This is a genomic window from Pseudoalteromonas ruthenica (genome assembly GCF_008808095.1).
Lineage (GTDB): Bacteria > Pseudomonadota > Gammaproteobacteria > Enterobacterales > Alteromonadaceae > Pseudoalteromonas > Pseudoalteromonas ruthenica.
In genome coordinates this window covers 716,857-741,585 of record NZ_CP023397.1, presented here as the reverse complement: position 1 = coordinate 741,585, position 24,729 = coordinate 716,857, and the positions used below count along the sequence as shown (strand labels likewise).

24 protein-coding genes are annotated in these 24,729 nt (G+C 47.5%); 17 read left to right on the top strand and 7 right to left on the bottom strand.

The window, feature by feature from the left end; genetic code table 11:
* Together PRUTH_RS18550 and PRUTH_RS18545 are read right to left on the bottom strand one after the other, a co-directional pair.
* Window positions 1-2,316, bottom strand: coding sequence for a S8 family serine peptidase (locus PRUTH_RS18550; RefSeq protein WP_151174174.1), 2,316 nt, complete (start codon window positions 2,314-2,316; stop codon window positions 1-3).
* A 177-nt stretch (window positions 2,317-2,493) separates the two neighbouring features.
* A complete protein-coding gene (locus PRUTH_RS18545) occupies window positions 2,494-2,922 on the bottom strand; it encodes an Lrp/AsnC family transcriptional regulator (RefSeq protein WP_022946785.1) in 429 nt (142 codons plus the stop codon).
* A gap of 162 nt (window positions 2,923-3,084) precedes the next feature.
* On the opposite strand from PRUTH_RS18545, the gene PRUTH_RS18540 reads away from it, so the two are divergent.
* Genes PRUTH_RS18540 through PRUTH_RS18525 form a run of 4 tightly spaced genes read left to right on the top strand, consistent with a single transcriptional unit; the run spans window position 3,085 to window position 7,659 of the window.
* A complete protein-coding gene (locus PRUTH_RS18540; protein WP_045979944.1) occupies window positions 3,085-4,290 on the top strand; it encodes an aspartate aminotransferase family protein in 1,206 nt (401 codons plus the stop codon).
* 25 nt (window positions 4,291-4,315) lie between these two features.
* Entirely contained in the window at window positions 4,316-5,350 is a 1,035-nt protein-coding gene (astA, locus tag PRUTH_RS18535) for an arginine N-succinyltransferase (protein WP_151174173.1), read from the top strand.
* Between the two features lie 3 nt (window positions 5,351-5,353).
* Window positions 5,354-6,820, top strand: coding sequence for a succinylglutamate-semialdehyde dehydrogenase (gene astD, locus PRUTH_RS18530; protein WP_138587424.1), 1,467 nt, complete (start codon window positions 5,354-5,356; stop codon window positions 6,818-6,820).
* Between the two features lie 35 nt (window positions 6,821-6,855).
* Window positions 6,856-7,659, top strand: a complete 804-nt coding sequence (locus PRUTH_RS18525) for a DUF1338 domain-containing protein (protein WP_022945492.1) — start codon at window positions 6,856-6,858, stop codon at window positions 7,657-7,659.
* 3 nt (window positions 7,660-7,662) lie between these two features.
* Here the strand turns inward: PRUTH_RS18525 and PRUTH_RS18520 are convergent, their stop codons facing one another.
* On the bottom strand, window positions 7,663-7,914 hold the full coding sequence (locus tag PRUTH_RS18520) for a TIGR03643 family protein (RefSeq protein WP_045979941.1): 252 nt from the start codon (window positions 7,912-7,914) through the stop codon (window positions 7,663-7,665).
* A gap of 102 nt (window positions 7,915-8,016) precedes the next feature.
* On the opposite strand from PRUTH_RS18520, the gene PRUTH_RS18515 reads away from it, so the two are divergent.
* The gene (locus tag PRUTH_RS18515; protein ID WP_151174172.1) at window positions 8,017-8,157 is read left to right on the top strand and encodes a DUF2256 domain-containing protein; all 141 of its coding nucleotides are present in this window, start codon (window positions 8,017-8,019) and stop codon (window positions 8,155-8,157) included.
* Between the two features lie 81 nt (window positions 8,158-8,238).
* A complete protein-coding gene (locus PRUTH_RS18510) occupies window positions 8,239-9,135 on the top strand; it encodes a DUF4231 domain-containing protein (RefSeq protein ID WP_151174171.1) in 897 nt (298 codons plus the stop codon).
* A 2-nt stretch (window positions 9,136-9,137) separates the two neighbouring features.
* Here the strand turns inward: PRUTH_RS18510 and PRUTH_RS18505 are convergent, their stop codons facing one another.
* On the bottom strand, window positions 9,138-9,962 hold the full coding sequence (locus PRUTH_RS18505; protein ID WP_151174170.1) for a TlpA family protein disulfide reductase: 825 nt from the start codon (window positions 9,960-9,962) through the stop codon (window positions 9,138-9,140).
* Between the two features lie 56 nt (window positions 9,963-10,018).
* On the opposite strand from PRUTH_RS18505, the gene PRUTH_RS18500 reads away from it, so the two are divergent.
* Window positions 10,019-10,837, top strand: a complete 819-nt coding sequence (locus PRUTH_RS18500; protein ID WP_151174169.1) for an AraC family transcriptional regulator — start codon at window positions 10,019-10,021, stop codon at window positions 10,835-10,837.
* Between the two features lie 4 nt (window positions 10,838-10,841).
* Here PRUTH_RS18500 and PRUTH_RS18495 read toward each other — a convergent pair whose 3' ends face one another.
* Entirely contained in the window at window positions 10,842-11,801 is a 960-nt protein-coding gene (locus PRUTH_RS18495; protein WP_151174168.1) for an MBL fold metallo-hydrolase, read from the bottom strand.
* Window positions 11,802-11,893: 92 nt separating this feature from the next.
* Between PRUTH_RS18495 and PRUTH_RS18490 the strand changes: the two genes are divergently transcribed.
* The 10 genes from PRUTH_RS18490 (at window position 11,894) to PRUTH_RS18445 (ending at window position 21,936) form a co-directional block, all read left to right on the top strand.
* The gene (locus PRUTH_RS18490) at window positions 11,894-12,151 is read left to right on the top strand and encodes a DUF3081 domain-containing protein (protein ID WP_022943876.1); all 258 of its coding nucleotides are present in this window, start codon (window positions 11,894-11,896) and stop codon (window positions 12,149-12,151) included.
* 49 nt (window positions 12,152-12,200) lie between these two features.
* Window positions 12,201-12,506, top strand: a complete 306-nt coding sequence (locus PRUTH_RS18485; protein WP_235418273.1) for a hypothetical protein — start codon at window positions 12,201-12,203, stop codon at window positions 12,504-12,506.
* Entirely contained in the window at window positions 12,499-13,968 is a 1,470-nt protein-coding gene (locus PRUTH_RS18480) for an FAD-binding domain-containing protein (RefSeq protein WP_151174167.1), read from the top strand. Before PRUTH_RS18485 ends, PRUTH_RS18480 begins: the two co-directional genes overlap by 8 nt.
* Window positions 13,969-14,168: 200 nt before the next feature.
* The gene (locus PRUTH_RS18475) at window positions 14,169-15,758 is read left to right on the top strand and encodes an AbgT family transporter (protein WP_130146500.1); all 1,590 of its coding nucleotides are present in this window, start codon (window positions 14,169-14,171) and stop codon (window positions 15,756-15,758) included.
* 544 nt (window positions 15,759-16,302) lie between these two features.
* Window positions 16,303-18,237: an ATP-binding protein gene (locus PRUTH_RS18470; protein WP_151174166.1), complete on the top strand. Its 1,935-nt coding sequence runs from the start codon at window positions 16,303-16,305 to the stop codon at window positions 18,235-18,237.
* 119 nt (window positions 18,238-18,356) lie between these two features.
* Window positions 18,357-18,824, top strand: a complete 468-nt coding sequence (locus PRUTH_RS18465; protein ID WP_151174165.1) for a hypothetical protein — start codon at window positions 18,357-18,359, stop codon at window positions 18,822-18,824.
* Between the two features lie 350 nt (window positions 18,825-19,174).
* Entirely contained in the window at window positions 19,175-19,441 is a 267-nt protein-coding gene (locus PRUTH_RS18460) for a hypothetical protein (protein ID WP_151174164.1), read from the top strand.
* Between the two features lie 156 nt (window positions 19,442-19,597).
* Complete coding sequence (locus PRUTH_RS18455; protein WP_045979932.1) at window positions 19,598-19,918, top strand: DUF4160 domain-containing protein; 321 nt, start codon at window positions 19,598-19,600, stop codon at window positions 19,916-19,918.
* A complete protein-coding gene (locus PRUTH_RS19410; RefSeq protein ID WP_138548288.1) occupies window positions 19,896-20,153 on the top strand; it encodes a DUF2442 domain-containing protein in 258 nt (85 codons plus the stop codon). The genes PRUTH_RS18455 and PRUTH_RS19410 overlap by 23 nt, the downstream gene beginning before the upstream one ends.
* A gap of 424 nt (window positions 20,154-20,577) precedes the next feature.
* Entirely contained in the window at window positions 20,578-21,936 is a 1,359-nt protein-coding gene (locus tag PRUTH_RS18445) for a DUF2254 domain-containing protein (RefSeq protein ID WP_151174163.1), read from the top strand.
* On the opposite strand, the gene PRUTH_RS18440 is transcribed toward PRUTH_RS18445, so the two are convergent.
* Window positions 21,933-24,158: a carbohydrate binding family 9 domain-containing protein gene (locus PRUTH_RS18440; protein ID WP_151174162.1), complete on the bottom strand. Its 2,226-nt coding sequence runs from the start codon at window positions 24,156-24,158 to the stop codon at window positions 21,933-21,935. The genes PRUTH_RS18445 and PRUTH_RS18440 overlap by 4 nt on opposite strands.
* A 139-nt stretch (window positions 24,159-24,297) precedes the next feature.
* Entirely contained in the window at window positions 24,298-24,726 is a 429-nt protein-coding gene (locus tag PRUTH_RS18435; protein WP_022943864.1) for a YbjQ family protein, read from the bottom strand.
* Window positions 24,727-24,729: the final 3 nt, after the last annotated feature.

Here is a 24,729-nt window from a genome sequence, read left to right as displayed (position 1 = left end):
TTATTGACGACCAGTTACACGTAAACCCCATCCCTCGAGGACAGATTCTGCCTCGTTCGGGAAGACTACGCTGGTTTGACCGTTCATACTAAACGCAACTTGATTAGGCTGCGCCGTATCAACGACTTTCACAGTCCAGGTTCCTTTCGCACTCTCGCCATAGAAAGCGTTTGAGCGGAAATGCACCGTTGGCAAGTGAACATAACCTTGTGCAAAGTTGAAGTTGGCATCCAATGCTGGGTAAAGCTGCGCATGATGAGACGCAAGAACCACACTCTTAGTGCCACTTGGCGAAGTCACTTCGATAGCCAAGTCTGAACCCGCAGAGCTTTGAATCAGGCCCGGGATTTCTGGGTGACGGTAATCGGAGCGCATTTCTTCGTTAGCTACTGTGAAGCTAAACTGCATTGCTTCGATAGTATAGTCATCCGCCACTTCGATGCTGTGCGTTGCACCTGCCGCGTTGTTATCTGGAACCACTAAGGCTAATGATGCATCATCATTTTGAACACCCGCTGAAAGCCAGTCTGATTGCAGACGCTCGCCTAAATCAACATCATAGTTCAACGCCATTTTAACCGCTTCACCCGCATTCACACGGCCAAAGCCATAGAAGTTATTGAAGTGGTAACCTGCGGCGTTTTCTACCCAACCTTGGTGAGCAACAAACTCGCCGTTAGCCGTATTGAGCGTAACAGCGGCGTTATCAGCGTCAGTCATGCTCGCCGTTGTCGCCAAAATATGTTGAATGTCGCGAGCGCTTAAATCTGGGTTAGCTTCCATCAGTAGCGCGACCACACCCGCCGTGTTTGGCGCCGCAGATGACGTACCACTCATAGAGTTACTGTAGTGACAGCTTGGGTTCATTGGGTGACCCGGGAAGTCAAAGTTTTTATATCCTTCAAGGAACGACAGTGGCACACCCCATGCTCTCTCTAGGGCATCCATCATCGGCAATCCCGACGCACCTTGCAAGCAGGTCATTTCGTCCGTGGTGACCATTGCTGGCTCCCAGCTGCCGTCTTCACCGGCAGGGGCCGCAATAAACATGGCACTACCGGCAATAGAATAGCTTGAACGCTCGCCATTGGCTTTCAGTGCCGCCACAGAAACACTGTGTAAGCTACGGTTAGCCTGCGAAACGTTGAGATCAATACAGCTTAGGCCGATGTCATTAACACCTGAAGAACTACAGTAATTGCCGTTGTGGCGGCCTTCTTCGAAGTCGTTACCCGCTGCGTTAATGCTTAAAGCACCTTTGCCATCGCGCAACACATCGCTGGCGTAGGCCATGTTTGCCTCTTCGAACGGGTCCTCTGGTAAGAACGCCGGTGGGTTATAGCCATAGCTACGGTTAAAGACTACCTGCTCATGGTTTTGGATACCACTGGCAGGTAAGCCACTGATCAAGGCGCCCATGTGCGCGGCATTTTGGTTGGGAATATCCAGGTAGTTCATGGAGATAATTCCCGCATCAGGGGCCACACCACGACCACCCACACCATTGTGTGCTTTAGCCGCAATTAGACCCGCCACCGCAGTACCATGACGCGATGTTTTATCGCCGGTGATGGTCGGGTTAGTTGGATCGAGGGCGTCATCACGCAGGTTTAAAGAGCGGTGAGCAAGCACGTTATCAGCCAAATCTTCATGGCCAATTTCCACGCCTTGGTCGACCACGACGGCAATACTGCCTTTACCCGTGATCCCCAGTTTATACGCTTCCAATACATTCATGTCCGCACCGGCAGCGCGGCTAGAAACAAACGAATCCTCGAGTTGGGCGAAGTACGCTTCTTGGTCTTGCTCGGCGATGCCATTAAGCACAGCAAGCTGTTCTTTGAAAATATCACTTTGAGCAAAAGCGCGCTGCTCATTGTTATGTAAGTGCCACTGCTGCGCAGCTAAAGGATCGCCAGTAACATCGCTGATAGTGATGCTGCCAGCCGATGTTTTACCATTGGCAGATACATCGTAATTAATAACAGCAGGCTGCCCTGATAACGAGGTGTAGATAAACTCTTTGTCTTCACCAAGTGCTAAAGTGCCGTGTGAGAACGTATAGATACCGTCTTCGGCCGCAACCACCTGGTCTTCGTCATAGAATGTCAGCGTGATAGCATCGCCATCTTGATCGTGAGCAATCAAGGTGCCGGTCATCGGCTGCCATTGTTTCACTCCCTCAAGACTGACTTCCCCAGCTTTCGGTGCAGTATCAACTACAGGTTGATCGTCGCTGTCGCTGCCACCACAACCACTTAATGCGATAAGCATTGCGCTGGTCAAGGCGCTTAATTTTATTTTATTGTTGTTCATTGACCTTCCTTCATTGTGAATGAAGGAACCGAATTTACGCAAATAGGAACATACACTCAATAGAGTATTTACATCTCTTTACAACTAAAGCATGAATTTGTCATATTTTGGTGTAAGAGTTCAAAAAGCCAGCACTTTAAGGTTATTTATTGAACCTCAAGGCAACATTTTCCTACATTAGCGCTTGAATTTTGTTTCTAAAATGACGGATGAATTGGTGCGCTCAACGCCATCTAGGTTGCCAATATCATCAAGCAAGTGACTAAGCTTTTCGAGATTTTGCGCTTGCACTACCGCGATCAGATCAAACTCGCCACTAATAGCATATAAGTCGGTAATCGCATCTATGTGCTTGAGTTCAATGTTGGTTTTCGTGGTGAGCTTTTGTTTCACCTTAATCGACACATGGGCTGACACCATGGATGATAAATAGGCGTCACCATACTCGACACTGTAGCCTTTGATAACGCCACTTTCTTCTAGCTTTTGCATCCGGCTTTGTACCGTCGAACGAGATAAATCCAGTGCTCTGGCCAAATCAGAAATACTGGCGCGAGCATTGGTGCGCAGCAAGGACAACAACTTTTCATCTTGTGCGTTAATCATTTTGCATGCCTTTTTCGTTAATTTGATGGCTATTATAATCAATTTTAACAATATGGCACTGCAAATTGAACTTGATTAACGGCACCATAGCAGTAAGTTTTAATGAATCTATGCTTGGTGCAGCAATGACTCGGCCAAGCACAGTAAAAATAAAGGTGTGTCATGCAAGTAAATCGTGAACTATTTAATGAAGTAATGGTGCCAAACTACAACCCGTCAGCGGTTATTCCGGTAAAAGGGGAAGGCTCTCGCGTTTGGGACCAACAAGGTAATGAATTTATCGATTTCGCCGGTGGCATCGCGGTCAACTGCCTAGGTCATTGTCATCCGGCACTGGTCACCGCACTGAAAGAACAAGGCAGTAAAATCTGGCACCTTGCCAACGTTATGACCAATGAACCGGCTCTGCGCTTAGCGAAAAAACTCACCGATGCAACCTTTGCCGATCAAGTGTATTTTGCTAACTCCGGCGCTGAAGCCAATGAGGCGGCGTTAAAACTGGCTCGTCGTTGGGCGTTGGATAACTTCGGCGAAAAGAAAGCAAAAATCATCGCGTTTAACAAAGGCTTCCATGGCCGTACCTTCTTCACCGTTACCGTGGGTGGCCAAGCCGCTTACTCTGATGGCTTTGGACCAAAACCGGGTGAAGTGGTTCACTGCGATTATAACGACCTTGAGACTTTTAAGTCGTTGATTGACGACGATACCTGTGCGGTGATGATGGAGCCATTGCAAGGTGAAGGTGGGATCATTGCCCCTGATATGGACTTTGTTAAAGGCGTGCGTGAACTGTGCGATAAGCATAACGCGTTACTTATTTTTGATGAAGTTCAAACCGGTGTTGGTCGCACTGGCGAGCTTTACGCCTACCAAGGCCTAGGCGTAACACCAGACATTCTGAGCTCAGCCAAAGCACTGGGCGGCGGCTTCCCTATTGGTGCCATGCTTACCACTAAAGAGATTGCCAAACACTTAAAACCGGGCACGCATGGTTCAACCTATGGCGGTAACCCACTGGCCTGTGCGGTCGCTGAAGCAGCATTTGACACGGTAAACACACAGCAAGTGCTAGAAGGGGTGAAAGTTCGTGAACAGCTATTCCGTGACGGTCTCAATGCTATCAATGAAAAGTACAATGTGTTCAGCGAAGTACGTGGTAAAGGCTTGTTATTAGGCGCGGTACTTAACGCCGACTACCAAGGCCGCGCCCGTGATTTCCTTAATGCGAGCGTTGAAAATGGCCTAATGAGCTTAGTCGCAGGCGCCGATGTAGTGCGCTTTACGCCATCGTTGGTGATCCCTGAAGCGGATATCAAAGAAGGGCTAGCGCGCTTCGAAAAAGCCGTTGCTTCGCTGGTTAACGCCTAGTAACCACACGGCTAAGAGCCTACTTATGTTAGTACTTAGACCTATTCGCGGCGATGACTTCGCCGCGCTAAAACAAATCGCCATCGAATCGGGCCATGGTTTTACCTCACTGCCCGTCGATGACGAGTTGTTACAAGCAAAAATCGAGCGCTCTGAGCGCAGCGTTGAAAAGCATGTCAATGGCCCCGGCGATGAGGGCTACCTGTTCGTACTGCAAGACACCGAAAGCGGTGATATTGTCGGCACCACCGGCATTGAGGCGGCAGTCGGTATGAGCGTGCCGCTGTATCATTATCGGCGCTCCACGTCGGTGCATCACAGTCCAAGCTTAGATGTTTACAACCGCGTTGATACCTTGTCGATGTGTAACGATTACACCGACTGTTCGGAGATCTGCACCTTATTCTTACGTGAGCCGTATCGGCGAGGACTCACTGGTCGCTTCTTATCGCGCATCCGGTTTTTGTTTATGGCCGAACACAGCGACCGTTTTAGCGACACCATCATCGCAGAAATGCGTGGAGTCAGCGACGAGCACGGCCATTCACCTTTTTGGCAATGGTTGCAACAACACTTTTTTAGCATCGAGTTCCCCCAGGCCGACCACTTGGTGGGCTTAGGTGACAAGACCTTTATTAGTGAGTTGATGCCGAAATACCCCATTTACGTCAACCTTCTCAGTGAAGCGGCCCAAGCGGTCATTGGCCAGGTCCATGACAACACCAAGCCGGCGTTACGACTGCTGCAACGCGAGGGTTTTGAGCACCGTGGCTATGTTGATCTCTTCGACGCCGGGCCAACGGTGGAAGCCAAGCTAGGCAATATCAGCACCGTTCGCCAATCAAAAGTATGCCCTATTCTCATTAAAGAGCAGCTTGAACCGCAGGCTACCACCTGGGCGCTATGTAACGATAAGGTCGCCGATTTTCGCGCTATCTTTAGTGATGCCGTTGAATATTGCGACATCAAGCACCAACTTTATATCAGTGCCGAGGCTGCTGACACTTTAGCCGTCAGCCAAGGTGATTCAGTGCGCTTTTTCGCACTCTCTAGTCGTTAAGGAATGGCTATGAATGTTCAATTTATAAATAACCAATGGCTGGCCGGTGAAGGCCCGCATTTTGAATCGATAAACCCCGCGACAGACAGCGTTGTTTGGCAAGGCCAAGGCGCCAGCCCAGAGCAGGTCGATACCGCTATCGCCAGCGCCCGTGCCGCACAATTTGCTTGGTCGCAGAGTGCACTTGATGAGCGTATTGCCGTACTCGAGCGCTTTGTCGAGCAGTTAAAGGCCAATGCCGAAGAGCTCGCCACCACCATCGCCGAAGAAACGGGCAAACCCATTTGGGAAACGCGCACCGAAGTCGGCGCCATGACCGGCAAAGTGGCTATCTCGATTCGCGCTTACAAGGAGCGCACCGGCACGGTAGAAAACCCGATGCCTGGAGCCAAAGCCTTTATTCGTCACAAGCCCCATGGCGTGGTGGCGGTCTTTGGTCCTTATAACTTCCCAGGCCATTTACCCAACGGTCATATTGTACCTGCCTTGTTGGCTGGCAATACCGTGGTATTTAAACCATCAGAGTTAACACCTAAGGTCGCCGAACATACCCTTAAACTTTGGCAACAAGCTGGTTTGCCAGCTGGGGTTATCAACCTAGTACAAGGTGAGATTGAAACCGGTAAGGCCCTGGCCTCACATCAAGACATTGATGGCTTATTCTTTACCGGCAGCTCACAGACCGGGCACTTATTGCACCAACAATTTGGTGGTCATCCGGGCAAAATCTTGGCGCTGGAAATGGGTGGCAATAACCCATTGATTGTCAAAGGCGTTAGCGACATCGACGCCACGGTCCATGACATTGTGCAATCAGCCTTTATTACCTCAGGCCAACGTTGCACTTGCGCTCGCCGCCTATTTATTGAGCAAGGTGAACAGGGTGATGCCATTATCAAGCGTTTACTTGAAGTAACCAGCAACATTAAAATTGCCGACAGCTTCGCCGAAGAGCAGCCATTTATGGGCGCGATGATCAGCAAAAAAGCGGCAGCGGGCATGCGCGCAGCGTACGAGCAATTGCTTGCACAAGGCGCTACGTCACTGCTGGAAATGCAACACCTTGATACAAACACTGGTTTTGTCAGCCCCGGCATTGTTGATGTCACCAACATCGACCTGGCCGATGAAGAGCATTTTGGGCCGCTGTTAAAAGTGTACCGCTACAGTGACTTCGATAGCGCCATCAATGAAGCAAACAATACCTCATATGGTCTATCAGCCGGTCTTTTAGGCGACAGCCAAGCTGATTACGACTACTTTTTAGGACGCATTCGCGCTGGTATCGTTAACTGGAACCGCCCCATCACCGGTGCCTCAAGTGCCGCACCTTTTGGTGGTATTGGCGCCAGTGGCAACCACCGAGCCAGTGCCTATTATGCCGCCGATTACTGTGCCTACCCGGTAGCGTCGGTGGAAGCACCCACGTCTACCTTGCCGGAAAAACTTGCGCCGGGCTTAATACTTTAAAAGAATCAAACGCATCTATGTGTTAAGGAATTATTATGCATAACAATGTAAACACACTATTTGAACACTTGTGGGACAACTACCTTGAAGTGACTCCATCAGCCGTTAAAGTACACGAGCTACTAGGCTCGACTCAACGCGATGACGTTATTAACGACCATATTGCGCTGCGCACCTTTAACTTGCCTAAGGTTGGCTTAGAAAAGCTCGCTGCGCACTTTAAAGCCGTGGGTTACAAAGAGTGTGGCGAGTATCACTTCGAAGCCAAGAAACTCTACGCCAAGCATTTTGAGCACGAAGACCCGACTCAACCTAAAGTGTTTATCTCTGAACTGCTTGTTGAACAGTTCTCAGATGAGCTACAAAAAACCGTTCATGAGATGGTCGATAGCATTGATGAAGACGCCGTCACTGCAGACAACTTCTTATACTCTGGCACCCATTGGGATGTCAGCTATGAAACCTATCAAAAGCTATTGGCAGAAAGTGAATACGCTGCCTGGATGTCGGCTTGGGGTTATCGCGCCAACCACTTTACCGTGAGCATTAACCACTTGGCGCAATTTGATACCATTGAGCAGGTGAACCAAAAGCTTAAGGATGCTGGTTTTAAACTGAATACCTCAGGCGGTGAGATTAAAGGCTCTCCAGAGGTGCTACTAGAGCAGTCATCAACGCTAGCTGATGATGCGAAGGTGGCTTTTTCAGACGGTGAAAAAGCGGTGCCAAGTTGCTTTTATGAGTTTGCTCTGCGCTACTTAAAGCCTGATGGCGAAATCTACACTGGCTTCGTCGCCGCTTCTGCGGATAAGATCTTCGAAAGCACCAACGCCCGTTAAGCGTTAACGGTGCTTATACTGAGTCTTGCAGTATCCGCGTTCAATACGCGGATCACGCAAGGCTTGGTGTTTACTTTTGCGACCACTAACCCGCGCTCGCCAAAGACGAAAACTCCCCGCCTTTAGTTCACGGCGCATCAGTTTTATTACCGCTTGCTCATTGAGACCGTAGAGGCGTTCAATGGCCTCAAACGGGGTTCTATCTTCCCACGCCATTTCAATAATACGCGAATGATCGCCAGCACCTCTGTCCATCGTATCTCCTACTCATTGATTACTAATCACCACGCCTATTAGCCATAACGGCAACAAGGCTCATGGTGCAGTTAAACCTTGGCAAAGGCGGGAAAGATCACTGTGGCGCACAAAAAAGTTAATCTTCCTTATAAATATTGTCCGGTGTGTGGCTTGCGCTTTACGTGGCGTAAAAAATGGCGCAATAACTGGCCTTGTGTACGTTATTGTTCGAAGCGCTGCGCAGCTAAAGGCGTAGGCTAAGCACTTTATTATCAAGGTGTTTTCTAGCATACTTAGCGCATATATGCCGCTATTGGATTTTACACTAAGGAAGGGTTGCGCATGGGTGCAAAGCAAGATGTTACTGCCGAGCTACTACCGGATTGGGATCACTATATTGCTAGCGAGCCCAGTCGGGCCCTAGCGGATATTTATCAGCGCGCAGGCGCTCGCAGCCAAGATATTCGCAACTGGTATTGGCGCAGTATTCAATCCAAACGCCGCGCCTCATTAACGGTGCGCATTTTGACTTTCTCTTTGGTTATTCTTGGGGCTTTACTGCCTATTTTTGCCGGTCTATTTGAGCATTATCAACAGCGTCTATACCTAACCCAAGCAGGTGTCGGTGCGCTTGCTCTGGCGGGACTGTTACAAGCGGCAGATCGTATTTTTGGTTGGTCCAGCGGTTGGATCCGCTATATTTCAACGGTGACAGAAATGGAAAGCCTAAGCCGACGCTTTGAGGCCGACTGGTCACAGTATATTTTACACCGCCACCAGCCATTGCAACAGGACGATGTCCGCGCCCTGTTTGATTTGTCGCGCCACTACTTAGCGCGCACCGCACAATTACAAAAAAGCGAAACTCGGCAGTGGGTGTCAGAGTTTGCCACCGGCAATGAATTGCTCGGCGAGCTTATTCAACAATACCAAGCACCGTCGCAGCCAAGCGAATCAATATCTGCGCCGTCAACCACGCAACCGGGTGCCCAACTTGGGGCGGTGAATGTTAAGGTGGAATTTAGCCACAGTCCCTACTGCTACGCCATTGCCATCGACGATGCCGCCCCGATACGTTGTTGCGCCCACACGTGGACACAGCGCCATCTCGCACTGGGCGCGCACATCATCAAAATCTATGACGAGCAAGGTAACGAGGTGCTGGCGCAACAAACTTTTTATGTCAGCGCGGCACAGATTGCCGAGCTCACTATTGCCTTGCCGGCACGCTCAACATAGCCTTAATGGGCTGCGTGGGTATTGCTGTGCAGCAAGTGCGGCAACGCTTTGACCTGATAGGCTTTAAAAAGTTGGCCGCCGTTATCTATGATAATATCAATGCTGGGGTGAAACTGCTGTGCAAACACCTGCACATCTGCCGGCGTGGTCCACAAGTTTGACACCACCACCACCACTTTTTTGCCTTGCTCGGCGAGCTTATTCACCCGCTCACGGCTCGCTTGACACTGGCGCGCCGTATCCGCCTTGCGCTCTTGCCAATAACTTTCGCACCATGTGGCGCTAAATAACACTGCATCTGCCAAAGGGAGCTTTGTTGGCGATGGGTTATTTTCTCGAAGCATCTTGGCTGGCAGTGGCTGCGCGTTGGCTAATGCCGTAAGTGCCTGGGCCAACTGTTCATCGCTTTGATGGCTGCGATACACTAATTGCCCTTGGCGATTAAACAGCAAATGCAAGGGCGTCCCTTGCAAGCCGACCTGGGTTGCTAATTGCTTATGCTCATCCTGAGCAATCGTCATACCCAGTTGAAAACGCTCAACCACCTTGTTAATGGCCTGCGCATCATCGTTCAGGTCGATGTTAACGGCAACAAAGGCTAATTTATCGCCAAAATCTTGATAATGCTGCTGCAATTTTGGCATCTGTTGCATGCACGGGCTGCACCAGCTTGCCCACATCTTTACATACAGAGGCTTCGCGCCCTGCAACTGCGCGAGAGACACTGAGGTACCGCCTTGCAGCTCTTTTAGCTGAATGTTGTGCAATGGTGTGGCGTGGATGAACCAAGAAACGAATGTGAAGGTCAAAAGTATGAAGTATTTCATTGTTGCTACCTAGTTATTGCGATGGCCCTAAATTAGCAATATGCTGGTTGCAAAGCTTGAACAAAACCGACAATGTCATGACCTCGCCCACACGCATATTGAGCAGCCAGTATTATCGCCCTTTAAGCGACTTTGCCCTGCAAATAAAGGCCCTGTCTGTAGGTGGTGTGGCCCAGGTATGGCAGGCGCGAACCGGCGCTGAACAGCCCTACTCGCAGCAATTGTTACACGCTGATGCGCGCATGGGCTTGCTCGCAGTTACGCAGGGTCAGGCTTATTTAGGCGAGCAGTTATTAACGCCGGGGCTGTACATCACCGGTTGTCAGCAGCATAGCAAGGTGTTGAGCTGTGCAGCGGGCACTCATTTGCTCGGAGCCCGTTTTCATTTGGCGGCACAGGGCAGTTTCATCAGACAACCCGCCGCAGAGATGGTGAATCAATGTATTCGCATTGATGATATCGACACCGCCCCGCAACTGCACCGCGCCGCGCGATTCAGTGAAGCGCAACCATTTTTTGATCTGATTAAAACCCTGAGCAGCCATTTACCCCGCCAGCAACAAGTGCTCAGTGGCGCCGCGATTGAGGTGTGCACCAACTCCGCCGATTTAGCCGAGCAACTGGGCAAAACCCCGCGCACTATCGAGCGCTACTGCAAACACCACATTGGCATTTCCCTACGCAGCATTCATAAACTGCAAAGAGTGGCCCGCGCCCGCGAGCGAATTAAACATCAGCGCCAAACGTCTTTAACCGAGTTGAGTTATGCTCTAAATTTTGCCGATCAGGCTCACTTTAGCCGTCAGTTTAAACAAGTGGTTGGGCTCAGCCCGCGTGATTATCAACAACTCAAATGGGCTAATCGTTCGGCCTAAAGGGCTAGGCAAACCGCGCGTGTATCAGCGCACTGTGGCCCTGTTTGTCTACACCAACACATAAACCATCTTCCGCCAAATACAGTGCTCCGCTATACCTGTCTGTGGCAATGTCAGCGATGTGCGCCATCATTGCATCTCCCCCGTATCGGGCACTGAAATGGGTGAGTATCAGGCTCGGCACCTGGCGCTGTTGGGCATAATCACAAATGCGCTCAACGTCGCTATGGCCAGTGTGAAACCCAACCTTGTGCAAATCTTTAGCGGTGAAAGTCGCCTCATGAACCAATAACTGAACCCCTTCGATAAGCGGGTCTAAGCATTGCGGCTTTTCATTATCACCACACACCATGACGCTACGCGCTGGCCACGACGGGTAGGTATATTGGGTGGCCGATAAGGTGCGGCCCTCAAAGGTTACGTCTTCACCACGTTGCAGCTGGTTATAATGGCGGCCTGAGCCGATATGGTGGCGCTTGAGCTGTGCAATATCCAGCTTTAATGGGATGGCATGCTCGTCAAAGCGATACGCCTTGCTTGGCACCCGGTGTTGTAGCGCGCAGCTGCGCACTGTGGCCCAAGAGCCTGAGTACTTATCAAGGGCATCATAATCATAAAGCTGCAAGGAAAAGTTCAATTGCCAATCACTGAGTTTAAGAGTGGCACTGACAAAATCCAGCACCTGCTGTGGGGCGATGATGGTAAGCGGCGCTTGGCGGCCACTGAGCCCGGCCGAGGCAAGCAGCCCTGGCAAGCCATAGCAATGGTCGCCGTGTTTATGGGTAATAAATATCGCCTCAAGGTGATAAAGACTGAGCGTGGTTTTTAATATTTGATGCTGCGTTGCTTCGCCACAATCGACCAAATACCAAGGCTTTTTATCCTCTCGAAACACCGCGTAGCCTGAGACATTGCGCGTTGATGTCGGTGTGCCCGAACTACTACCGAGAACCTGGACCTGCATTGTGGCCTCCTTGAACAAATGAAGGTGTTGGTTGATTTTACGCACCTTACCCCCAAAATATAAGTAACAACAGCAACATTGTGAGAACCTCGATGAAAAACGAAATAGACAGTAAGACCCTGCTGCGGGTCTATGAACATATTCAAAAACATGGTGAGCAAACCGACGAGGGCAAGTTCTATGAGGGGCTCACGGCATTTTCTGATGTCGATGGCTATACCGTCTACCTTCAAGGAAGTGGTGTGTTAATGCGCTTTGGTTTTCACAACACTTACCACCTCGATTACCAAAGTGATAAAAACAAAGAGGATTTCATCAAAAAAATTGAGGCGATAGCTAAACAAGCTTGATCGCTGCGTCACTGTACCTGCGTATATCCTTTCATAGCAGTTTAAGGAGATGAATGTGCGCAGGCCTCGAGGTCCAAGAAAGACCCCCAAGACATTACAACACCACAGCGAGCAAGTGGTCGCCGCACTAAAAGCGGACCCCAGTAAGCTCGAACTCATCAAAAATAACTTGGAATATTACCGCCAGCAGCGCCATCTTAAGCGCGGCTTTTTACTAGCCATCGAGCGTTTTGATTGGGTTTTTAGCGCGCACAGCGATGTCGATGAAATCTGCGACGCACTGCTGCGCGACGATTATATTGGCAAACGCTTACGCCGTTATCCCCTGCTCTACAAAGGGGTATTGGATGATTAGCTTGGTGTGGTTAAAGCGCGATTTGCGCATTAATGACCATGCCCCTATTCATTTTGCCGCGCAAAGCATGCGCCCGGTGCTGTGTCTGTACGTTATTGAGCCCGAATATTGGTGCCTTGATGACACCAGCGAGCGCCAGTTTCGTTTTATTGCTCAAGCATTGCACTCCCTAGCTACCCAACTTGAACGCATCGGCGGGCGGTTATTAGTGCGTCGCGGAGAGGTGTGTGACATCTTAGCGCACATCCATCTACATGCGCCTATCCATACCCTGTATAGCCACCAGGAAACCGGTAATTCGTGGACGTACAGCCGAGATAATCAGGTGTTTTCATGGTGTCGCGAGCGCAGCATTACCATTGCCACCTATCGCCAACAGGCGGTATTTCGTGGCGCGATAGAACGCGATCATTGGCAAACAAAGGCGCAGCACTGGCTCAAGCAACCGCAATTAGAAAGCCCCACACACTTAACGAGTTTGCTTAGCCATCATGACGGTTTAGCATTACTAGATCACTATCCGGGCAACGATAACCTTATTGCCAGCGGAGCCCAGCATGGCGCCCACGCCTGTGCCTTGGCCACCCAGCAAAGCTTTTTAGCAACGCGCATGCACCACTATCGCGGCGGCATTTCTTCTGTCCTCAGTGCCCCCACCCGGTGCTCTCGTTTAAGCCCTTACCTCGCCTATGGCGTGATCAGCCTACGCGAAAGTATCCAGAGCCTGGGGGCTATCAAAGGCGCCGCAGGCCATAAGCGCGCGGTATTGGCCCGTATGCATTGGCACAGTCACTTTGTGCAAAAGCTGGAGTCAGAGCCGAGCTATTGTGAACACGCAGTGCACCGCGACCTTATTCATTTACGCGCCGAGCAGTTTGACGAGCAGCAGTTTTTAGCCTGGTGCCAGGGGCAAACGGGCGTGCCCTTTGTCGACGCCTGCATGCGTTTTTTGCATCACTATGGTTGGATTAACTTTCGTATGCGCGCCATGCTTATTGCCTATGCCAGTTACCAACTCTGGTTAGATTGGCGCCAACCAGCGGCGTTTTTAGCAGCGCAGTTTGTTGACTATGAACCCGGTATTCATTATCCCCAAGTGCAAATGCAATCGGGCTGCACCGGTATCAATCCGTGGCGAATGTATAACCCGGTGACACAAGGACAAAAATACGACCCGCACGGTCATTTTATTCGTCGCTGGCTGCCCGAGCTGAACAAGGTGCCTAGCGCCTATGTGCACACCCCGTGGTTATACAATGGCCTCAGTCATGACACCTACCCGCGTCCGAGTGTGCTACCGGACATTGCCCTGCGACAAGCCAAAGCGCGCATTTCCGATTACTACCGGCGCCATGTGAATAGCCGCGAGACGGCGCGCGTGGGCCACCAACATGGCTCCCGTAAACGCCAGCCAAAGGCATCAAGTAAAACAAAATCAAGCAAACAGCTGGGGCTATTTTGATCTCTTAGCACTGTTGGTGCGTAACAATTATTGCTTTTCCCTAAAGCATTATGCCCCTGAGCGGGCAAGCAGAGGTGCCCACCTCTGCTTTTTTTTGGCTATCCATCGCGCACTGCTCGGCTTTGACCGATAAACGATGACCGCCGCGCGCAATAATGGTATCTTTTGCGCCATTTGTGACTCCAAGGACAATAACAGGTATGAGTAAAGCAGTCTCATCTGACATGCCAGAACAACAAAAGGGGTGGTTTAATCGCTTTCTAGCAACGGTCGAGTTTCTCGGCAACCTGCTGCCTCACCCTATCACTCTATTCGCACTTTTTTGTGTCGCCATTGTGGTTATCAGCGGCATAGCCGACTGGGCTGGCCTCAGCGCCATAGATCCGCGCCCTGAGGGCGCTAAAGGACGCGATCCAGATGGTGTTATCGAAGTCGTTAGCTTATTTAGCGCCGAAGGCTTGCGCCGCATTTTTGAAGGGTTAGTGACTAACTTTACCGGGTTTGCGCCGCTAGGCACAGTATTAGTGGCCTTACTAGGGGTGAGCGTTGCTGAACACTCTGGGCTACTGTCAGCGGCCATGCGTGGCATGGTCATGGGCGCCTCTAAACGGTTAGTGACGTTTATGGTGGTGTTTGCTGCGATATTGTCAAATACCGCATCTGAGCTCGGTTATGTGGTACTTATTCCCCTAGCAGCAATGATTTTCCACAGCCTTGGACGCCACCCTCTGGCCGGTTTAGCGGCGGCTTTTGCTGGGGTTTCCGGTGGCTACAGCGCCAACCTTCTATTGGGCACCATTGACCCATTGTTAGCAGGGATCACCACCCCAGCGGCACAAATGATTGACCCTGACTACCAAGTGGGCGCTGAGGCCAACTATTACTTTATGTTTGTATCGGTGTTCATGATTGCCATCTTAGGCACTTGGGTCACGGAAAAAATCGTTGAGCCGCGCTTGGGTAAATATGACCCCAGTGAAGCCAGCATTGATTTGGGCGAAAATAAAATCGACCACCTGAGCAAAAAGGAAAAAACCGGCCTCAAATGGGCAGGTCTTTCGTTTGTGCTTATTGGTGTAATTTTAGCGTTCACCATTATCCCCGATGACGGTATCTTACGCCATCAAGAGACCGGCGAAGTGAAAGGTTCACCGTTCTTAGAAGGCATTGTGGTGATCATTTTTATCACCTTTGCTATTCCTGGGTTTGTTTACGGCCGAGTGGTCGGCTCAATGAAAAATGACCGCGATATTATTGATGCCATGAGCAAAAGTATGGGCTCGATGGGCATGTATATCGTTCTGGTGTTTTTCGCTGCGCAGTTTGTCGCCTTCTTCAAATGGACCAACCTCGGGACCATCTTAGCGGTGAATGGCGCTGCCTTGTTGCAAGCGCTTAACCTGACCGGGCCTGAGGTGTTTGTGTTCTTTATTCTTATGTGTGCCATGGTGAACTTGAGTCTCGGTTCATCATCAGCGCAATGGGCAGTAACCGCGCCTATCTTCGTTCCTATGCTGATGCTTATTGGTTATGCCCCGGAAACAATCCAAGCCGCCTACCGCATTGGCGACTCAGTGACGAACCTTATTACCCCGATGATGAGTTATTTTGGGCTCATACTCGCGGTAGCCACCAAGTATAAAAAGAATATGGGAATTGGCACCTTAGTCGCGACCATGCTGCCTTACAGTATGCTGTTCTTCCTCGGCTGGGTATGTTTGTTCTACTTATGGGTGTTTGTGCTCGGCATGCCAGTAGGCCCAGGCTCACCCACCTACTATCAACCTTAAATAAGAAAAGCCGGCCTCCATGCCGGCTTTTTTGTATTTGCCCACACATATTCAAGGCACATTACCTTTGGCGTATGCAGCTGTAGATGTTGAATAACGTTACATAAGAAAATCTCATGTGAAGCCACGTTATGATTGGAAGTGAATGGCTCAGTTAGAGGAAAGTCGGAAACAGAATAACGCGAGCATTTGAGTGAACAAAAATCGCTCTCATTTTTATATATCAAAGTTGGAAATAAACACTCTGTTAAGATATCCAATATCAGATTACTTCAATCACATAAGTGCTAACGCCCACCTGTTCATTCCTTCAAAAACATACAAAAACTGTATATTAAACAGTTGTAGCGCAATCGCTCACATAGTTAAGAAAACGAGAAATAGCTATTTTTAATAATACTGGCAATGAGTTAACTAGTCTGTTAAAAATATATCATTCATAAAAGTGGGCGGTAGCATAGTAAAAAAAACGTGCGATTCGCTCGCTATAAACATGTCAACTTGCATCGATTAGTAACGGTGTACCTCTATCTAGGGATGGAAAATGACTTATTCAGTTACTTATGAAGAAGGCTTCTTAATCAGAGAAATAGGGGCAATAGGGACAAAGCCTGACATTGCAATTACTGAATTAATTGCAAATGCTCACGATGCTGGTGCTTCAAAAGTTTCCATATTAATCCCCGCTGATTATGATCAATACATTACAGTTGAAGACAATGGAATAGGCCTTTCTAATAGTGAATTCGAGCAACGCTGGTTAAAACTGAGGTATGATCGAAGAAGACACCAAGGCTCTTTTGTCGAAATCCCAAATGACAATGACATAGTTGGAAAGCGATTAGCTTTTGGTCGGAATGGCGTTGGGCGTCATGCAGGGTTATGCTTCAATGACTCATATTCTGTAGAAACATGGAAAGATGGTAAATCTAATTTATATGAGTTGGCATTATCTGATGGGTCCCAACCAATTGAAGTCGTGAATTCATCAAATTATCAAAAAGGTGGGCATGGTACAAAAATTAAAGTTCTGGTTAAAAGAAACTTAATATCAGAACAGGAGTTATCGGAGATAATATCCGCGAGGTTTTTATTTAACCCTGAATTTAAAGTTGAAGTAAATGGAAAGCAAATCTGCTTATCGGAACACCCTGGAATAGTTAAAACTCAAGAAATAAAACCGATTGGCAATATAAAAATCAAGCTTACCTTAGTGGACTCATCAGCAGTATCTAGAACATCCAATCAACATGGCGTTGCTTTTTGGCTCGGGGGCCGTTTACTTGGCAGCCCATCTTGGTCAATACAAGGAAATCAAATTTTAGATGGTCGAAAGTCATTTGCAAAACGCTATACTCTGATCGCTGAGTCTGATGATCTATTCGATTATATTGAAGCTGATTGGTCTGGCTTTAAATCTGACTTTTCTTCTTTGGGTGTAATAACTGACGCAATTGGAGTATTCGTAAAAGCTTGTTATTTGGAGTTATCTAAGAGCGAAATAGACAGAGCTAAGAGAGAAGTAATTAACATTCATAAGTCAGAGATTAAAGAACTCTCTCAGTTAGCACGAAAAGAGCTGTATGATTTTATCGATCAAATCTTAGCTGAAAACCCCGATATTAAGCCAGAATTGTTAGAACTAGCATTAAGGGCCGCAATTAACTTGGAAAAATCTAGAGCTGGCGTTGCTCTTTTGCATAAGCTAACAACGATCTCTAGCGAAGATATAGAAGCTGTAGACTCCCTATTGCAAGAATGGTGTGCGTCTGACGCTATGAATATTCTATCTGAAATCGATTCACGAATAAAAGTTATTGAGGCAATCGAAAGGTTGAGTAGTGACCATTCTGTTGATGAGCTTCATACATTACATCCTTTGATAGAAAAAGCACGATGGGTTTTTGGTCCTGAGTTTGATACTCCCGAATACTCCAGTAATAAAGGCCTGATAAAAACAATGGATACAGTCTTTAAAAAGAAGCATAAGAAGGAAAACTTTTTAAATTCAGCTAAAAGACCAGACATCGTAGTTGGTGAGAACTCCTCGTTGAGTGCATTAGGCTTAGAGCAATTTGACGAAGAAATAAAGAAAACAAAAAAGGTTTTACTAATTGAACTTAAAAAAGGTGGTTTTGAGATTGGTAGAGAAGAAATGACCCAAGCAAAATACTATGTAGATGATATATGGCATGCGGGGGTCGGTTCATCAAGACCGTTTATAAAAGCCTATGTTGTTGGTGATACCATTGATAATTTTACTGGAAAGTTCGAGAGTGTTGGTTCGGATAAAGAAAATCAATACGGTGAAGTTCATGCCTTAACATATAGCGAAATGGTCAGGACAGCTGAAGCGAGGCTTTTCTCTCTAAAAGAAAAAATCGAGAGCCGTTATAGCGGCTTAGAGCAAGATAAACTTTTAAATGAATTACTTGCAACACCAGAGCAAAATAGCCTCGACCTAGCAATTGGTGAGTAAAGTCAGCTAACAGGCCATTCCAGCGCGGGCAATTAATGGTTTGATTTTATTAAGTTTTTCGTTATTCTAGCCAACTATTAAAAGCCCCTGAATGGGGGTTAGTATTTTTGGAGAAGTTTATGTGGACAGCAACATTATGGGTCGCTTTAGGTGTTATAACTGCTGCGCTTATCACACGTGGTATTAAAATATCTGAGTTCCGGCAATCATGGATTGATGGACTACGTTCAGACATATCCGAATATTTATCTAAAGCTCATCAATGGTTCGATTTATACTTAATTTTTAACAATGAAACTGAGCAAAAAAAAGCAGAGCTATCTGAAAAGTTAGACGTCTTAAAGTATGAAGCTTTGCATCTTCATAATCGAATTTGCTTGAGGTTTAAAGCCGACGATCAATCAGCAAATACATTATTAAAAAATCTTTTAGGTCTTTTAGACCCTGGTGAAGTAGGAATAGGTAATGATGCCAATTCAAAGTGGAGGGATTTATCAGATAAGGTGGTATCTGAAGCAAGAGAGTTATTAAAAGCAGAATGGGAAGCTACAAAAAACCCGTTGCTTAAATTTTATAAAAATATCTAACAAGCAATTTGAGAGTGATTCCCAACGCTTTGCATTTTTCATTCCATCGTTGGCTTTTGTGTTTAAGGTGGTATGGTTCGGTTTCGGGGTAGCGTTGCTCACACCTTAACAGGGCGTTAGGCAAACCTAAAGCATGATGGAGTTATCAGAGTTGGATTGGAATCTATTCTTTACTACTACTTCAGGATGTTCAACCGCTGTTGCCGCTTATTTTTCGTATAATGCTATTAAAGAAAATGAGAAGAATGTGTTTCTTCTTCAACGCAACGAAGTTGCAAGCGAACTTCGAAAATTATACCTCAAATTTCAATTTGAATATGAGACGTTCCATATCTCTATGAATCTTGAGTATGATTGAAATCGTCATCGTAATTTTCGTTGGTTTGATCTTGATAAAAGCAGTCCGTCATTCGCGAAAAGTTAACAAATATTTCTCTCAACTTGATAAACCACAAAAAGATGAGTTGGTTGAATTAGTCAATTCCAATCCAAAAAGGTATTTTCTGTCAGGCGGTTCATTTACAAAATTGCCGAAGCCGTTGGCAGTCGTCGGAAATATACTAGCTATTTGTGTAATTTTGTTTTTTGTGGTCTTATTTATCGCAGCACTTTCATAGCGTTACTGGTTTAAATTCATATAACAAGTCAATAATGGCATGAACGCAAAACGCATGGCTTGCGCTCCTTCGTCGCCAAGTATAGCCATGCATTTATGCGCCCCACATAGAGGCGTTAAGTTAACTTAATTTGGCAACGGAGATAAGGAGATATTTATGCCAAAGATCTACGAGTACCTTGGGTTGATATTGTTTTTCTATAGCAATGAGCACGAACCCATTCATATCCATGCAAAGTATCAAGGCAAAGAATCAAAAGCCGAGATTCATATGCTCAGCGGTCGAATACAAAAGATCGTCATCAAAGATAAAGGGACTGGCCTAGACTCGAAAAAGCGCAAGGAATTCGAAGAGTTTGTAAATGCCTATGCTGAGGATATTGTGAACAAATGGGTAGATTACTTCGTGAAGAAAAAGCATATCAGCCCGCAGATTATTAACCAAAAGGTGAAAAATGTCCGAATTATCAGTGGTTGATACAAGACACCTTACTGGCCATATCCTGGAAATAACATTCAACGATGGCCATAGGTCTGTAGTCGATTTTGCCCCGTTCATTTTTAGTGTCGGGCATCCTGACTATGAACCGTACAAGAACATCGATAAATTTCTTACTTTCGAAATTGAGGACGGCAATCTCAACTGGGACGACTATACGATGATCTTCCCTGTTGAAGACCTGTATTCAAATCGAATTGTTAGGGGTCGTTAAGGCGTTTTATAACAAGGTGTTATAGCGAGTTCGTCTTTACGCTCCTCTGGGGCTGCCGCACACAGCGCGGTAGTCCCTGGACACAGTGTTACCGAATAAATACTCTACCGTGTTTCTGTCCAAAAACGAGCTGACCCGACCGTTCCTCCTCACTCATAGCTGACCGTCAGATCTCTTATGACCTAATTCACTTAGATGCACAAAACCTCTGGCGTAATGCAGCTGTTTTTTTATTGCTCTAATGAAACATGGACATGACTATTAGTTGGTTAGGCATCACTTGCCTAAATGGCTACTTTCTACTTTTGTTTAGACGTTTCCAACTTTATTTCGCATCCTCAGCAGCGAAAGCGAAGACTGTCTAGGCTCAAATGGTGCACTGTGCTAGGGTTAGTTTTTAATATTCGCCATGGAGGCTTGTTCAGTGCGTACACCTCGCAAACTTGCTGCCCACTACCGGGCCATCGTCAGCAGCATTGGCTTCTACCCTGCTATTATCATCACCTTGCTGTTGTGTTTAGCGATGCTTTTGGCGAGCATCGAATATCATGAGCTGGTGATGGCCTTAAAATCACAGTGGCCGATGTTGTTTGTTGCTGATTTAGACACCGCTAAAACGGTGCTTAACATTCTCGCCGGTGGCCTCATCTCGTTGACGGTGTTTAGTTTTTCTATGGTGATGGTGGTACTTAATAACGCCTCATCCACTCTCTCACCTCGGGTATTACCCGGGCTCATTACCATGAAGTCGCACCAGTATGTGCTGGGGGTGTACTTAGGCAGTATTGTCTTTACCTTGGTCACCTTGATGAATATCCACGCCGAGAATGGCGATACCCAGCCGCCATCCCTGGGCACCTTTATAGCCTTAATGCTTGGGCTGTACGCCTTGGCGCTATTTGTATTTTTCATTCATTCTATTTCCCGTTCCATACAGGTGGACAATGTGCTTAACACACTGTTTTCACAAACTCAGCAACAACTGCAAGCCATCGCTCAAGCACAACAGCCCGACATCGCGAAAAAACGCCCTGACTATACCCAGTGGTATCATATAAAAAGCCCTCAAGCTGGCTACTTTAAAGGTGTACATACGCAGCAATTAAGTAAAATATTGGCACAACATGACCTTGAACTGGTCGTTGAAATTGAGCCTGGCTTTTTTTGTGTCGAAGGCTTTCCCTACTTAGCGGTGAATAAAGATATCAGCGATGACGGTGAACTTTGTGAGCAAATTTGTAAGTGCAGTGTTTTTTATATCGAAGAGTATATTGGCGATCATTACAGTTACGGCATTCGCCAAATTGCTGAAATCGCCATTAAAGCGTTAAGCCCAGGGATAAACGACCCCGGCACCGCTGTTAAAGCGGTAGACATGTTGAGTATTTTAATTATCACTCGCCTGCGCATTGCCGATCACAATTACACCTTGCTACACAGCGAGGAAGAAACGGCCCCTAGATTGTGGTTCTATGAGCCCAGTGTCGCTACTTTGTTAGAAGATAACTTTGACCCAATCCGCCACTATGGGCGCGAAGACACCACCATTTTAGTGAACCTTCTTGAGGCGCTAAAAAACATTCTGTTTGTGTGCGATGGTAATAAGGCTTACGTCGATGCTTTGTATCGCTATGTACAAGCCACCGTATTCGATGCTGAGCACAACATCACTAACCCCTATGAACGAAAGCGTATTGATGAGATGCTTGAGCGTGTCAATGAAGTCGCGAAGCGGCGCGGTGATGATGTTCATTTAGCATTATCACCGCAGCAACAAAGCTAAAGCTGCCAAGCGTAGCTGATTTTAGTAAAAAATGTACGCTCAGTGCGTTGCAGCTCATCCAGTGAGCCATCTTGATAGCCGCTGTCGGAATAGCCGAGATAGAATACCGACTGCGGATTCATTTTGTAGGAATACACCACCTGCGAGCCAAAATCGCGATTGCGCTTATGCACTTGCGAGTAAAGGTAGGCTTGCTGGTTGCGGTCAATATCTTCAAACTGCCAGATGACCTTAAGCATGCTGCGAATATTGAATTTATAGTAAAGTCGCAGGTCCCACTGCTGGGCACGATAAACGGATTGCTCATCAACATCGAGCTCACTGTAATTGTAATTCACCTTAAGCTGCAAATGTTGGTTCACATCCCAGCTCAGGGAGTTTTCAATATCGGCTCCCTCACCAAGGCGAGCATTGCTGTAGTCGATACGTGAGCCGTAATCGGCATAAAGCACATAGGTTAAATCTTGATGTGGGCGAATAGAGAACTGCACATAGCCATTATTTTGGATAAAGTATTCGCCGTAATAAAGCTCTTCGCTATGCCACATACCAAGCTCGTAAGTAGAGACCAAGGGCCCTTCAGCATATAAATAGCCTTCAAATTCTTGCTCAAGTAAATCGCCATCTAAATCAAAGCTTTTATCCCACTCTAAATCATATTGCCACTTAGTGATGCGGGCACCATCGTCACCGTACCAGGTTTGCCCGCCACCGAGCACGTACTCGCGAAAATCAGCTTTAGGCTGATAGCCCATATCGGCGCGATAGTCTTCATCAATCTGTTGATACTCGCCACGCAAGTTGTAATCACGCTTCGTGCGCTCAAGCGCCAAACTAATTGCCGTGCCGGACTGGTTAGCGGCAACGTCCCAATTTTCGACAAACAGCGCGCTATTATCGGTATCGGCATAAGACAGTCCGTAGTTAAAGGAGTCGCTGGCATTAAGGGCATAGGTACCATCGAGGGCTGCTACGGTATTATGATAATCTCCCCCTTGGCGCTGCGTAAGCGTCATCCCTACCCCACTGCGCTGTCCCCAGTCATAACGGTAACGCGCCACCGCATTAGTGACATCATCTTGCAGTTGCGCCAGTGATGAGCCTTGATTACCCGGCAATAAAACTGACGGGTTGGCGTCATCGGCGACTAACGTGGCATAGGTATGCGCGCCCTGCTTGCCGGTGACTTTCACACCATAATCCGGCTCGGCGATGGTGCGGCTGTAAAATAGCTCTTGCTGGTTGGTGCGAAAATACGAGGAACCATCTAAGAAAAACGGTCTTTTTTCGGCGTAATACAACGAAAAGTTGGTGTTTACATCGAGCTGCACAGCGTCAGCTTCGACCTGCGAAAAGTCCGGGTTAACCGTGGCATTAAGCAAGGTTTCATCATTGATACGCCAACGTAAATCGGCGCCTACTTCAACATCAACATCGCCATTTTGCCAATCACCGGGAACGTGCTCTTTACTATCATGGCGGCTAGCACTGATATGCGGTGTAAATAACACATCACGATGCTCAGTGCGATTGGCAAGCCCAGTGAGTTTATCAAATTGGCAAAAACTGCATTTTATATCAAGATCAAAGCCGACATTAGACAAGCGATAGAACACGTCCCGTGGGTAATTACGTGCAATGGAAATGCCCCAGGTGATGGGTTCATTTGTTTTTGGCAGGTTCAATACCGTCAGGGGTATTTTCATTTCGACCACATACCCATCGCTATGAATTTGCGCGGCGCTGTACCAAATGGCATCCCAACTGGGGTCTTCAACCCAGGTGTCAAAGTCGGTCGCGAGAATATCGCCTTGAGCACCATAAGCATTAACGAAAAACTCAAAGGCATTGCGCTCATCATTCAGGCTATCGATGATGATACCGACGTTGTCGTCCTGCCATAACTCATCTCGGTCTCGCAAGGCTCCGCGAATGGCCTCGGGGTTAGGGTCCTTGGCATCGATGCCTAAATATAGGAATTGACCATCATCGAATAAGTAGGCGGTTGTATTGACTGGAGAGGCAGCGCGTTCAAGGGGCTCATTCTGAGTGTTAACAGCGATTTGCGTGGCATTTTCCCACACATGCTCGTCAAGATTACCATCGAGTTTTACTTGCTCTTGCAGGTGTGCCAGTGCAAATTGTTTTGCTGGAGGGTATGCAACAACCGTTGCGCTGAAAAGGCTGCAACACGCAGCCAATAATAACACGAAGCGCGCCATAAACGTCCTTATTGGTACTACACCACTGTCTGCGTGGTAATTTTACTTTATGTTAACAAACAAAAAACAAATTACCACCCCTGTGCGGTGAACTTTGTACCTTTTTTCATTTATAGCGCGTGGACTGTTGTGTGCGGTTTTATAGCTTAACTAACGTGCCCTTAAGAGCCACACCGGCCATTAAAAAGCCAGCCCCACACTCAAATTGTTCACTGCTTTTAAATTCACGCTTTTTATAGTACGACTCTATACCCACGACGGCATTCATGCCTTCGCGCTGAGCGCGCTCTTGCAGTGCTTTAAGCGCACTGAGCATCACCCACTCACAGGCTTCTTTGTCTGATTTATTAAAGGCATTGGTTTTCTTATTGGTCATCACCTCACCGAAGGTCTCTTTCGCCGCGCTGTGTGGTTGATCGGCAAAGTAAAGGGGCACATCCAATAGCGCATCCTTGGCTTTCGTGGTCGCTAATAAGTCGGCAATAGAGTACTTGCCGATATCATCTCGAGCCGCCACACTGTGCGATGTTGCGGCCACAAGCGCTGCCATTAATAAATATTTTTTCATTTG

Bases quoted from the DNA above. Each gene is read 5' to 3' on its own strand.
- PRUTH_RS19410 (WP_138548288.1), top strand. From the start codon at position 19,896: ATGTCCGAATTATCAGTGGTTGATACAAGACACCTTACTGGCCATATC.
- PRUTH_RS18460 (WP_151174164.1), top strand. From the start codon at position 19,175: ATGATTGAAATCGTCATCGTAATTTTCGTTGGTTTGATCTTGATAAAA.
- astD (WP_138587424.1), top strand. From the start codon at position 5,354: ATGGCTATGAATGTTCAATTTATAAATAACCAATGGCTGGCCGGTGAA.
- PRUTH_RS18510 (WP_151174171.1), top strand. From the start codon at position 8,239: ATGGGTGCAAAGCAAGATGTTACTGCCGAGCTACTACCGGATTGGGAT.
- PRUTH_RS18435 (WP_022943864.1), bottom strand. From the start codon at position 24,726: ATGAAAAAATATTTATTAATGGCAGCGCTTGTGGCCGCAACATCGCAC.
- PRUTH_RS18525 (WP_022945492.1), top strand. From the start codon at position 6,856: ATGCATAACAATGTAAACACACTATTTGAACACTTGTGGGACAACTAC.
- PRUTH_RS18540 (WP_045979944.1), top strand. From the start codon at position 3,085: ATGCAAGTAAATCGTGAACTATTTAATGAAGTAATGGTGCCAAACTAC.
- PRUTH_RS18465 (WP_151174165.1), top strand. From the start codon at position 18,357: ATGTGGACAGCAACATTATGGGTCGCTTTAGGTGTTATAACTGCTGCG.
- PRUTH_RS18480 (WP_151174167.1), top strand. From the start codon at position 12,499: ATGATTAGCTTGGTGTGGTTAAAGCGCGATTTGCGCATTAATGACCAT.
- PRUTH_RS18490 (WP_022943876.1), top strand. From the start codon at position 11,894: ATGAAAAACGAAATAGACAGTAAGACCCTGCTGCGGGTCTATGAACAT.
- PRUTH_RS18475 (WP_130146500.1), top strand. From the start codon at position 14,169: ATGAGTAAAGCAGTCTCATCTGACATGCCAGAACAACAAAAGGGGTGG.
- PRUTH_RS18520 (WP_045979941.1), bottom strand. From the start codon at position 7,914: ATGGACAGAGGTGCTGGCGATCATTCGCGTATTATTGAAATGGCGTGG.
- PRUTH_RS18455 (WP_045979932.1), top strand. From the start codon at position 19,598: ATGCCAAAGATCTACGAGTACCTTGGGTTGATATTGTTTTTCTATAGC.
- PRUTH_RS18550 (WP_151174174.1), bottom strand. From the start codon at position 2,316: ATGAACAACAATAAAATAAAATTAAGCGCCTTGACCAGCGCAATGCTT.
- PRUTH_RS18485 (WP_235418273.1), top strand. From the start codon at position 12,201: ATGAATGTGCGCAGGCCTCGAGGTCCAAGAAAGACCCCCAAGACATTA.
- PRUTH_RS18505 (WP_151174170.1), bottom strand. From the start codon at position 9,962: ATGAAATACTTCATACTTTTGACCTTCACATTCGTTTCTTGGTTCATC.
- PRUTH_RS18545 (WP_022946785.1), bottom strand. From the start codon at position 2,922: ATGATTAACGCACAAGATGAAAAGTTGTTGTCCTTGCTGCGCACCAAT.
- PRUTH_RS18440 (WP_151174162.1), bottom strand. From the start codon at position 24,158: ATGGCGCGCTTCGTGTTATTATTGGCTGCGTGTTGCAGCCTTTTCAGC.
- astA (WP_151174173.1), top strand. From the start codon at position 4,316: ATGTTAGTACTTAGACCTATTCGCGGCGATGACTTCGCCGCGCTAAAA.
- PRUTH_RS18470 (WP_151174166.1), top strand. From the start codon at position 16,303: ATGACTTATTCAGTTACTTATGAAGAAGGCTTCTTAATCAGAGAAATA.
- PRUTH_RS18495 (WP_151174168.1), bottom strand. From the start codon at position 11,801: ATGCAGGTCCAGGTTCTCGGTAGTAGTTCGGGCACACCGACATCAACG.